This window comes from Photorhabdus kleinii (genome assembly GCF_025384885.1).
In the GTDB taxonomy this organism is placed as follows: domain Bacteria; phylum Pseudomonadota; class Gammaproteobacteria; order Enterobacterales; family Enterobacteriaceae; genus Photorhabdus; species Photorhabdus kayaii.
Genome location: NZ_JAJAFY010000006.1, coordinates 95,713 through 107,875 on the forward strand (window position 1 = coordinate 95,713; position 12,163 = coordinate 107,875).

General features: G+C 35.4%; 6 protein-coding genes. 4 read left to right on the plus strand and 2 right to left on the minus strand.

Annotated features, from left to right (window positions below; translation table 11 throughout):
* The first annotated feature begins 1,266 nt into the window (after nucleotides 1–1,266).
* The 4 genes from LG003_RS05870 (at nucleotide 1,267) to tnpA (ending at nucleotide 7,642) form a co-directional block, all read left to right on the plus strand.
* Nucleotides 1,267–4,149: an aldehyde dehydrogenase family protein gene (locus LG003_RS05870; protein WP_112878286.1), complete on the plus strand. Its 2,883-nt coding sequence runs from the start codon at nucleotides 1,267–1,269 to the stop codon at nucleotides 4,147–4,149.
* A gap of 336 nt (nucleotides 4,150–4,485) precedes the next feature.
* Nucleotides 4,486–5,397: a recombination-associated protein RdgC gene (gene rdgC, locus LG003_RS05875; protein ID WP_112878287.1), complete on the plus strand. Its 912-nt coding sequence runs from the start codon at nucleotides 4,486–4,488 to the stop codon at nucleotides 5,395–5,397.
* Between the two features lie 223 nt (nucleotides 5,398–5,620).
* Nucleotides 5,621–6,652, plus strand: coding sequence for a Fic family protein (locus LG003_RS05880; RefSeq protein WP_112878288.1), 1,032 nt, complete (start codon nucleotides 5,621–5,623; stop codon nucleotides 6,650–6,652).
* A gap of 534 nt (nucleotides 6,653–7,186) precedes the next feature.
* Entirely contained in the window at nucleotides 7,187–7,642 is a 456-nt protein-coding gene (tnpA, locus tag LG003_RS05885; protein ID WP_262980367.1) for an IS200/IS605 family transposase, read from the plus strand.
* 177 nt (nucleotides 7,643–7,819) lie between these two features.
* Here the strand turns inward: tnpA and LG003_RS05890 are convergent, their stop codons facing one another.
* Nucleotides 7,820–9,574: a GH39 family glycosyl hydrolase gene (locus LG003_RS05890; protein ID WP_262980368.1), complete on the minus strand. Its 1,755-nt coding sequence runs from the start codon at nucleotides 9,572–9,574 to the stop codon at nucleotides 7,820–7,822.
* A 514-nt stretch (nucleotides 9,575–10,088) separates the two neighbouring features.
* Nucleotides 10,089–11,837 (minus strand): GH39 family glycosyl hydrolase, encoded by a 1,749-nt coding sequence (locus LG003_RS05895; RefSeq protein WP_262980369.1) that lies wholly within the window; start codon nucleotides 11,835–11,837, stop codon nucleotides 10,089–10,091.
* Nucleotides 11,838–12,163: the final 326 nt, after the last annotated feature.

The following is a 12,163-nucleotide window of genomic DNA, read 5'->3' on the forward strand; positions in this document are numbered from 1 at the left end:
AAAATATCTACAATGCGTTGTATTTAATTATTAGCTTTATTTCTGGACAAAAATCTCTCTATTCCATTGAGCCGGTAAAATATTCAGGCTAATAAATACCGCTCATAATATTACCGTATAAAACAAACTTGTTAACAAATTGTAAATATTTTCAAGCAATCAATTATCATCCATATTATGGTTTCCTTATATAAACTTTTATGGTTTTTAATTACAAAATAATCGTTAATTTAGGTTATAATGATGAACGCTTTTAATTAAAAATGAGTGATTCTATTAAAATTTCAATTTTTTGATATAACCTTCAACCAAACAATCTACTGTAACCATATAATAAATAAACATAAAAATCATTTTCGTGATAAAATGCACAATTACATCGTTAAACAAACAAATAATTAAAATTATTTGTGATAATAATCACATCATCAGGTAACTTTATCTTTTTAATTTTATTAACTACATTATTTATAAAAAAAACAATTTAAACATTAAACTTTAATAATTAATTTAAATATAAATTAATTTTAATTATAAAATAAGAAAACATTAAAATACATAAAAAACAATATTATTAATTTTATATAAAACCGATCTCTAAAATTAATTAAAATTATTTTTTGTAAAATATATAAATATATTGAACATATTATAAAAAGTAAAAAAACATTTATTTTTCAAATAAAATAAAAAACTAATTTAAAAAAATATAAAAATTAACTATCATACTGATTTAAAAGAAAAATAACCAAATGAATATTTTTAAAATTATAATTTATCAATAACTTTGACACCATTAGAATGACTATAAACGACTTTTCTGATCAGCATGACACATTCACCCATCGCCCCCACTATCTCACTCAATTCAGCAATGAAGAGAAAATAAAAAAATTTATGTTCCCCTCTTGACCAGAAACAATAATTACATTAATTTTATTTAACATTAGAAAGAATATTATTGAACCTTATCATTTCAGCACTCACTTAGAGCCGAAAGAATTTAGAATAAGTTTATAGCAATAATTGATTATAGTAATAGTTAATTGGTTAGAACTCGCGTTAACTATTCATTAATTTTAAAGAGATTTTAAGGTTAATCGCTGACGTCAAAACAAAAAACATAAAATAATATAACATTTTTAAAGCATTTTTTCTCATCAGGATTACTGAGGATTTCCTGACAAGTTAATAACACCTCTACTGTCTTTATTCATCACCATTAACCCTAAAATAATCAAAACATTATGATGGAGGTAACTGCAAATGAAATGGTATGTCAAGGAAGCCCTCGAAATTAATCAGGCTATACCATACGAGGAATCAATCAATATCGAAGCGGGTTTTGGACCAACAGGGCTTCCACACATAGGAACCCTTTGTGAAATCCTCCGAGCCAATCTCATCAAAACCGAATTGGAGAAAGCAGGCAGAACAGTTAATTTTTATCTCATTTCAGATGATTTGGACCCTTTCAGAAAAGTGCCTTTGAATATTCCAAATGCTGAACAATTAACGCCTTATCTAGGCCAACCGATAAGCAAGGTGCCGGACCCTTTCGGAAATTTCCCGTCATTCTCTGAAATGGCGGAATATCAACTCATGAAGCTCGCCACAGAATACGAAATAGAGTGTCAGCTAGTCAGAAACTCTTTAGCCTATCAAAATGGCGATTACAATGACGAAATCAAACTATTCCTACAAAATTTTTTGGTGCTAAACCAAATATGCAAGGAATCTACCGGATCTTTAAGACAAAGAACCTACAGCATGATCATGCCCATTTCTGAAAGAACTGGCACCGTACTGGAACATATTATAGTAACCGACGTGAACCCTGCATCAGGAGAAATAACCTATTACATACCTGGCGATGAAGTCATTAATAAACCCGGTTATGAATATGGCGTAGAAATTCGGGAGTTCTATAAAAATGAAATATTGGATCAAGAGCAAACTATTTCGGTACTAAACGGTAAATCTAAACTTCAGTGGAAAGCAGACTGGGGTATGCGCCTCCTTGCCAGAAACATTCATTTTGAAATGCATGGTGAAGATTTGCTGGCTTCTGCCGATGTTGCTCGCCAGATCGCGGGAGCATTAGACAGGCCAATTCCACGTTTTTACAAATATGGGCTTTTCCTTGATGATTCAGGTAAAAAAATATCGAAATCGAAAGGAAATAGTTTCTCTTTAGATGATATTCGCCATCTGCTTACACGAGACGCAATTCGCACTTACCTCTCAAAAGAGCCACAGAGATCGTCTAAATTTTATGTCGCACTGGCACCACATCTCAATGATCAAGTTAATATTTCGCAAAAAGATGGAAAAAGACTATCTTTTTCGAAGATAGCAAGAATATTACACGCGTCAAAACCAGCAAATAAACTCGCGGCTGAAAATTTTCTGAATCGCTATAAAAAACCGGGAGAGTCCATTTCAGATCAGGAATTGGAAATAAGTTATAATTATTATATCAGGACATGTAAAAATGAAAATCAAGGGTTACAAAACATTAAAGAAGAAAAGTATTTCTCAGCCATTGCCAACTCAATAAGTTCAGGAGAAATATCCACTAAAGATCAACTTTTCCAGCATATAATCAGTACATATGAAGACCATTTTTCAGATGATAAATCATCCCAAATATGGCCTCTGCTCTACCGAGGGTTATTTGGCGATACTAAAGGCCCACGCATTAAAACATGGTTAGATTTAAATGAGATGCAACATATTTTAACCCATTTTAACACCCCATATAAAAACTCATACCCAAAAAATGAGGAAAATATCGTTAACCACGAAATTAATAGTTCTCAAAAAGAGATATTCATAAACAATAAAATCGAGGAGAATCAAATCCATATGACTAAGTTATACAGCAAAATTAATTTCACCGAAATCAGAAAAAAATGTGACGAACTTTCCTCCGCTTTACAGAGGAATAGTGAGGCATTAGTTGAAGCGCTCTCTGGCTATCAATGTAAAAACGTCACCGAAGATGAAATTCTCCGTTCAATAGATGTCTTGAATAATATTGAGAACAACAGAGAATATTTCAAAAAGAAAATTTATGGTGTGACATCATTCCTCCCGCTTAACCAACCCATTTACGCTTCTGTATGTTTTGGTTTTATCCCTTCACTTATGGCAGAAAACGTGTGCATACGCCCCCCGACAGCAATGCATACACATTACAAAAAATTTGAGCAGGTTATTAATTTATCCAAATTTTCTCCAACATTATCTATTTCTTATGAAGATAAAGAGTTATTTTTAAGTCAACGCGTAAAAATAACTGATGCAGTAATCTTTACGGGAACACCAGAGAATGCGCTCAAAGTCCGTAAACATTTCAGAAAAAACACCTTATTTATTCTTAATGGCGCCGGTCATAACCCACTTATTATCTCAAAAGATGCAGACATTAATCTGGCTGTTGAAAGTGCAAAACGAGTTGTTCTTTACAATCAAGGGCAGGATTGTGCTGGTCCAAACGCCATATTAGTACACAATGATATATACGATTTATTCAAGCAACGATTAATCTCTGATTTGAAGAATATTGAAGATAGAGTTGGCCCTTATAGTGACTATAAAAATATTGTCGGTCCCAATAGCGATATTGATCACAGTATAAAAATTGCTTCAGTATTTAAAGTAAATAGACCCTATTGCACCTATGGAGGAGAAGTTAATCCCATCAATGGCATGATAAAACCCACGGTTTTCGAGAAAGAATTATCATTAGGTGGCAATTATAAAGAATTTTTTGCCCCTGTGTTCTTCTTACAAAGATATTATCAGGATCAAGATTTAATCCATTATTTTTCTGATCCTTTGTATTCTGCTAATGCTATGTATATATCTTTGTTTGGTACCAGTGACTATATCCATCATCAACTCAGCGAACGCCTTCACTTGCCAGATAGTATTCTGAGTAATACTGACTTACATCTGGAAGAACACGGTTATCTTCCCTATGGTGGTCAAGGGCCGGCGGCTTCATGCCTTTGGTATGAAGGTAATAGGATTAGCGGCAGTACGTTGCCACAACGTGATATATACCATTATTTAATTGAACCCTTTGATACCCTCCCCACGCCAAAGAGTGAAAAGCACCACTGTGTTCAAGCGGGAATTTAAGCTACTCCGGTAAGTCCTCACTTCAACGGATGACCTGACAGCGCCGTACTTTCATAAGTAAGCACGGCGTGTCTCCGCGTTTAAATATACCCGTTATCTTTCAAGTTGCTTCTTTGTTGGCTGCACTCGCTCACCCCGGTCACATCGTTACCTATGCTCCCGGGGATTCACTCCCTTGCCGTCGCGATGCATCTTGAAATCCATAGGGTATATAATAAAGTCATCAATCAGGATAATTGACACAAGATACTAGGGCTTATCCCTGTGATTCGCTATCATGCTACCTTATGTTGGTCATGCTCACCGATTCATTGAGCAAAAATATGGGGTAATTTTATGTTGTGGTTCAAAAATTTAATGATTTACCGTTTAAACCGGGAAATTTCACTTTCTGCGGATGAACTGGAAAAACAATTGAGTCCGTTAGCATTCACCCCATGTGGCAGTCAAGATATGGCGAAAACAGGTTGGGTGCCACCAATAGGTTCACACAGTGACGCCTTTACCCATGTCGCGAATAACCACATTCTGATTTGCGCCCGTAAAGAAGAAAAGATGTTGCCTTCACCGGTTATCAAACAAACGCTGCAAGCAAAAATTGAAAAATTGGAAGGAGAACAGCATCGCAAACTTAAAAAAACAGAGAAAGACTCTCTGAAAGATGAAATATTACATACCTTGCTACCACGGGCATTTAGCCGATTCAGCCAAACTTATATTTGGATCGATATCGCCAATAATCTGATCATTGTTGACGCAGCCAGTGCTAAACGAGCCGAAGATAATTTGGCATTATTGAGAAAAAGTCTGGGTTCTTTACCTGTTGTTCCTCTGACATTTACAAACCCGATAGAATTAACCCTGACAGAATGGGTACGTTCCGGTGATTTACCGACAGGTTTTGCTTTAATGGATGAAGCTGAATTAAAAGCTATTCTGGAAGAGGGTGGCGTGATCCGTTGTAAAAAACAAGATTTGGTTTCTGACGAAATCGCCACCCATATAGAAGCAGGCAAATGTGTCACCAAATTGGCGCTCGATTGGGAAGAGCGTATTCAATTTATGTTGTCAGATGATGGCGCTTTCAAGCGCATAAAATTCAGTGATACTCTGCGTGAACAAAATGATGACATTGATCGGGAAGATTTTGCCCAACGGTTTGATGCTGACTTTATTCTAATGACCGGCGAATTGAGTGCGCTGATTAAAAGCACCATTGAAGCACTAGGCGGCGAAGCGGAAAAATAATCACACGATTCATACAATAAACGCCAGTCTATACCCTATGGATTTCAAGATGCATCGCGACGGCAAGGGAGTGAATCCCCGGGAGCATAGCAAACTATGTGACTGGGGTGAGCGAGTGCAGCCAACAAAGAGGCAACTTGAAAGATAACGGGTATATACTGGCGATAATATCAACCTATTTCAGAACCAATAATAACGCCCATTAATCCAATTAAGGTATTCAATGAATTCAGCTAAAAAAGGCTATCAACCGCCTTTCTCAATTACAGCTAAAATGATCCAATTAGTTGCTGAAATCAGTGAGAATATCGGCCGGTTAAGCACTGAACAGGAACAAATAAAAGCTTTGCGGTTGAGACGTATCAATCGGATACGCACAATTCACGGTTCACTGGCAATTGAAGGTAACTTACTTGATGCAAGCCAAATCACAGCCATTATTGAAGGAAAGCGAGTTATTGCACCTATCAGTGAAATACAAGAAGCGCGTAACGCTATTTTGGCTTATGAAAAGCTCAACCATTGGCATTTCACATCAGAGCAAAACTTACTAGAAGCCCATTATGTTCTGATGAAGGGATTACTAGATAATGCCGGTAGTTATCGACACAGCGGCGTCGGGGTGATGGATGGAGAAAAAGTCATTCACATGGCTCCACAGGCAAACCGGATTCCAAAGCTGATGGGTGATCTTTTTCACTGGTTAGGCTCTACTGATATTCATCCACTTATTGCCAGTTGCATTTTCCATTACGAATTTGAATTCATTCATCCGTTTGCCGATGGAAACGGCAGAATGGGCAGGTTATGGCAGACATTAATCCTAAACCATTGGAACCCTTTATTTGAATTTATTCCCGTTGAAAGCCTGGTTTATGAACATCAAGCTCATTACTATCAAACAATTAATCTAAGTAGCCAACTTGCTGATTGTGCGCCATTTATTGAATTTATGCTGCACATGATCCGTGATGCAATTCTGACATCCACCCATCAGGCTACCCATCAGGCTACCCATCAGGCTACCCAACAAGTTAAACAACTAATTATGGTATTGAAAGGGGAAATGAACCGTGGGCAACTGCAATCAGCACTTGGATTAAAAGATCGTAGCTCATTCCGTCTGCGCTATTTGCAACCCGCACTGGCAGCAGGATTAATTGAAATGAGCCATCCAGAAAAACCTAGCAGCCCATCACAACGCTATCGTTTGACAGCAAAAGGGACAAATTTAAAAAATCACCATAAACAGTAAAGAGTCACCAATCCCTACCTTTCAATGATGCCCCTATTTTAACGGCACTATAATTCTTTGACACACTGCACACAGAACGAATCTATTTATACCCGTCATCTTTCAAGCTGCCTCTTTGTTGGCTGCACTCCCTTGCCGTCGCGATGCATCTTGAAATCCATTGGGTATAGTTTAATTCAATAAAATAATGATTCATATAAAAACATTTATCACCTTACAACCAAATAAACATCATTAAAAAAATATTATTTTCAAAGACAATCCCATTATATAGAAAGATAATTACTATTAATTTATTAATAATAAAAATCTATTTATTCCGAAAAAAAACTTATTTCAATTAGTTATTCAGACTCTTATAAGAGCCTGAATAACTTTATTATGGCTTTAGCCAGTTTAAGTAGCGTAAGCTTCTTAAACATAAAACCCCCCGCTATGCGGGTGGAGGCCAAGGGTTATACCAAGAAAAACACCTTTCCGTTACGATATAGATGTTCAAGCTAATATACGTAACTTCAGTAAGGAAAGGTGTTTATGGGAATTAAAGCACAAAGCTCAGCCCATACAAAGTGGCTGTGCAAGTACCATATCGTCTTTTCGCCAAAATATAGACGAAAAGTCATTTTTGCCAGTATACGTTCAAGTATAGGTGGGATCTTACGAGACCTTTGTAAGTATAAAGGCGTTGAAATAATCGAAGGACATCTAATGCCAGATCATGTACATATGCTCGTGAGTATTCCCCCGAAAATCAGTGTCTCAAGTTTTATGGGATACTTAAAAGGTAAAAGCGCGTTGATGATATTTGACAAACATGCCAATTTAAAATACAAATTTGGCAACCGGAAGTTTTGGTCGGAAGGTTACTACGTCAGCACAGTGGGGTTGAATGAAGCGACAATCCGTAAATATATCAGAGAGCAAGAAAAGTCAGATTTACTTCAGGATAAACTAAGTACACGAGAGTATAACGACCCCTTCAAGGGGTAAGCCAAAGCAGCAAAGACACTTAGCTTGAACGAAGAGAAAGCAGCGTCATTTAGGCGCAGTCGGTAACATGCCCTTATAGGGCTAGAGCAAACCACCCGCTGTGCGGGTGGTTATGATTCTCCAATAATTAACGTAAAAAGAAAACAATTTATTCTAATATTTTCTCTGCATATAAAATTAATGATGAATTAGCTCCAATAAATACAGCGTTACCGTTGAAGGTTTCGCGCCTTTATCTACCAACGTTAATTTATTATTAGCTATAGACACATTAATCTGGTTAGTCACCTCTGGCGGCGTCATTTTTTCCAGCGATCCGCCTTCTTGAATACGATATGCTTTAACTTTAAATTTCTTGCAACCTATATGATCAATCACCACTGTAACGCCGTGATCACTATAAGTATAATCACGAGTTTTAGGCCTCAAAAGAGAATCTTCAGGAAGTTGTTGTACTGGCTCTTTCTGCACTACCGCATTATTAGATTGAATGGTTATCGGATCAACACCGCCAAACCATTTATTCTTACTACCGGTATCCGTTAATTGATCTAATGTTCGGCTGGTATCCAAATAGTATTGTCGATATAAATCCGCAGGAACTGGTGCTACATTACCATCAGAAAAACCCTTATCCACTTTATAATTTGCCGCGAGGATGTTAATTTTATTACCCGATTTATTTTCGGCAGCCAAAACCGTCAAGCCAGTTGAAAAATCCTTTTGACCACTTAATATATAAGGTGTTTTCAACATTTTAGCAAAAAGACCAAAAGATTGGGCTGAATAGGTACAGAAATTTCTAACACTTGGGTTTTTAGAATTAGGTTGATCATTAAATAAACCAAAAGGTAAACCATCACCCCGATAATAATGAGCCAGGTCAACTTTGGTATATTGCATATAAATCAATGAGGAGGCGATATAGGCTGCATTTTTAGGACTCTGCACTTTTGTAAATGTATTTCTCGATCCAAAAGGAGTAGAGTTCCACTCAGTACAAATACTCTCAGTTTTAGTAAAGCCATAAGTATGCAAACTTTTCTGAATCGTATTACCCATATCAATAATGTTTTGCGGGTCCCCAGTATCAACGTATCCATGCCAGGAAAAGAAATCTAACGGTACATTATTATCACGACAATATCGGAAAAATCCATCAATATAATGTCCTCCTGCATGATTACTAAACGAAATACCTGCACCACCGACTTTAGCATCAGGATCAACCACCTTAATTAATCTCACTACTTTTTCATATAATTGATAATACTTTTGTGGATCATCACTATTCCAGAAAAACAGCAAATCAGGCTCGTTCCAAATCTCCCAATAACTTATTTTTCTCGGCAGCCCAATGTTGGCATAGTTTACACCATAACGATTCACCAAGGCTTTAACTAATGCTGCATAAACATCAAAATCCTCTGGCATTTCATAACCGCCATCAAGTGAACGCCCAATACGAAAAAAAAGTTGTCGCTGAATATTATCTGGATTCACATCTACTTTATTATTCAAAACATCACGCAAATAAGCATCGGTCATTTCATAATTGGCATCTTTTAATGCAAGATTCACATCATGATTTCTCATCCCAATAGCCGCATTGGGAAAAATACTTCTGACATTTGCAATATCAGCAACAAGCTTTTTAGCCGCCGGTTTCTTTTCCTCCGGCACATTGATAATCATTTGATCTTGGTTGTTTTTCCTATCCACCTGGAAATAATTATCTATATCCCCAATACCAAAGCCGTCATGGAGCCGGACATGTGTAACTCCCATCTGATTAAATTCATTATCTAAATCAGGGAAACCTGGCGCTATCGATTTAGGAAGACCATTGACACCATTAACCGCTTTAAGATGTGAGTTATACCCCGCTGATAAATCTCGATGATTTTTATTAAATGAAAAAATTTTAGTCATAATACCCTCTATATTAATTAAGAAATTGTACTCCTATAAACCAAAAACAATATCAAAGAATAAATAAATTTATCTGAAAACTCAATAACAATAAATGAATGGAAGACCCAGACAATAGTTAAATATTACTTTTAACTACACCTTAAAATTACCAGCTATTACTTTGAATTTATTGAATTAAATAAACAATTACATTAACACAATTATTTAAGATAATAAAATTGACTCGACGGCCTATTTACTCATAGAATCATAAAAAGAGAAAAAAACACACAATAAAACCATACAGAGCGTAGATTATATTTAAAAACATCGTACAAAAGATCATTGACACATATTAAAAACATATTTCCAACCTTAACAAGCCACCATGAAATATAAAAAACCATATAATTCAATTAATTGCTATCAAAATGGCTCTTTTCAGAGCCTATCAGATTAAAATAATTTTATTTTTCATTGATTAATTGAACAGGGGAGATAATTTACAATAATATCTCTATTGCATATAAAATCAATTATCATCCAGCTCTAATGAATATAATGTTACCGTTGCAGGCTTCGCTCCCTTATCCACTAGCGTTAATTTATTATTAGCTATAGACACATTAATCTGATTAGTCACTTCCGGTGGTGTCATTTTTGCCAGAGATCCACCTTCTTGAATACGGAATGCTTTGACTTTAAATTTTTTATAACCTATATGATTAATTACTACGGTAACACCTTGGTCGCTATCAGCATAATCACGATTTTTAGCTCTCAACATATTATTATCTGGAAATGGCTTAACAGGCTCATGTTGTACTACCGCGTTATCAACGTGAACGGTTGTCGGATCAACACCGCCAAACCATTTATTCTTACTCCAAGTATCCGTTAATTGATTCAGTGTTCGGCTGGTATCCAAATAGTATTGTTGATATAAATAATCAGGGGCTGCATTACCATCGGCAAGACTCTTATCAACTTTATAATTTGCGGCAAGGATATTAATTTTATTGCCTTCAGCATTCTCAGTTGCCAAAACGGTTAAACCTGTTGAGAAATCCCTATGACCACTTAAGATATAAGGTGTTTCAAACATTCTGGCAAACAGGTAAAAGGATTGAGCTGAATAAGTGCAAAAATTTTTAGCACATGGGTTTTTAGGATTAGATTGGTTATTAAACAAACCAAAAGATAAGCCATCTCCGCGATAATAATAAGCTCTGTCAGCTTTTATATATTGCATATAAATCAACGTAGAAACAATATATGCCGCATTTTTAATTCCCTGAACTTTTGTATATGTATTTTTTGTTCCAATTGGGCTAGAATTCCATTCAGTACAAAAACTTTCTGTATTGGTAAAACCATAAGTATGCAAACTTTTTTGAACCACATTCCCCAAATCAATAATGTTTTGTGGATCTCCAGTTTCAACGTATCCATGCCAGGAAAAGAAATCTAACGGTACATTATTATCTCTACAATATTGTAAAAACTCATCAAGATAATCTTCTTGTCCTCTATCAATAAATGCAATACCCGCACTACCTACTTTAACCGAAGGATCAATAGCTTTAATTATTCTTGCAATCTTGGCATATAATTCATAATATTTTTTAGGATCATCATTATTCCAGAAGAAAAATAAATCAGGCTCATTCCAAACTTGCCAGTAAGTTATTTTACTTGGTAAACCAATTCTGGCATAGTTTAAAGCATAGCGATTTACCAACGTGGCGACTAATATTGCATAAATATCAAAATCCTGCGGTATTTCATAACCACCATCACCGGTACGTCCAATACGAAACATGATTTGTCGCTGAATATTATCTGGATTCAAATCAGCTTGATTATTCATAATATCTAACAGATAAGCATCAGTCATTTTATAATTAGCCTCTTTTAATGCCAGACTAATATCATTACTTCTCATTCCAGCCGCCGCATTGGGAAAGATGCTTCTGATATTTGCAATATCAGTGAGCAGTTTTTTAGCCGCGGGTTTATTTTCTTCTGGGACATTAACAATTATTTGATTTCGATCATTAACTCTATCCACCTGGAAATAATTATCCATATCGCCAATACCAAAACCATCATGAAGCCTGATATTCGTAATTCCCATCTGATTAAATTGATCATCTAAATCAGGAAAACCCGGCATCAAAGATTTAGGAACACCATTGACACCATTAACTTCTTTAAGCAATGAGTGATGCCCTGCCGATAAATCTCGATGATTTTTATTGAATGAAAAAATTTTAGTCATAATAAACCTCTATATTCATTAAGAATGATATTGTTATAAGTGTAAAATAATATAGAAGAATAAATATATTTCTCTGACAACTCAACAACAATAAATGAACCGGATACTTAGAGAATAGTTAAATATCACCTTTAACTATATCTTAAAATTACCACCTATTAATTTTAATTTATTACAGCAATCAACAATCACATAGATATAATTATTTATGCCAATAATCTAACCTGTGATTTATTTAATAAAATCAGCACCAAAGAACATATATTTCAATAATAAATTGATATTAATAACGATAGTAAAAAAACACCCAATAAAATCGTATAGTG

What these genes read in the sequence shown, in the direction of transcription:
- LG003_RS05870 (WP_112878286.1), top strand. Translation starts at nt 1,267, where the DNA reads ATGAAATGGTATGTCAAGGAAGCCCTCGAAATTAATCAGGCTATACCA.
- rdgC (WP_112878287.1), top strand. Translation starts at nt 4,486, where the DNA reads ATGTTGTGGTTCAAAAATTTAATGATTTACCGTTTAAACCGGGAAATT.
- LG003_RS05880 (WP_112878288.1), top strand. Translation starts at nt 5,621, where the DNA reads ATGAATTCAGCTAAAAAAGGCTATCAACCGCCTTTCTCAATTACAGCT.
- tnpA (WP_262980367.1), top strand. Translation starts at nt 7,187, where the DNA reads ATGGGAATTAAAGCACAAAGCTCAGCCCATACAAAGTGGCTGTGCAAG.
- LG003_RS05890 (WP_262980368.1), bottom strand. Translation starts at nt 9,574, where the DNA reads ATGACTAAAATTTTTTCATTTAATAAAAATCATCGAGATTTATCAGCG.
- LG003_RS05895 (WP_262980369.1), bottom strand. Translation starts at nt 11,837, where the DNA reads ATGACTAAAATTTTTTCATTCAATAAAAATCATCGAGATTTATCGGCA.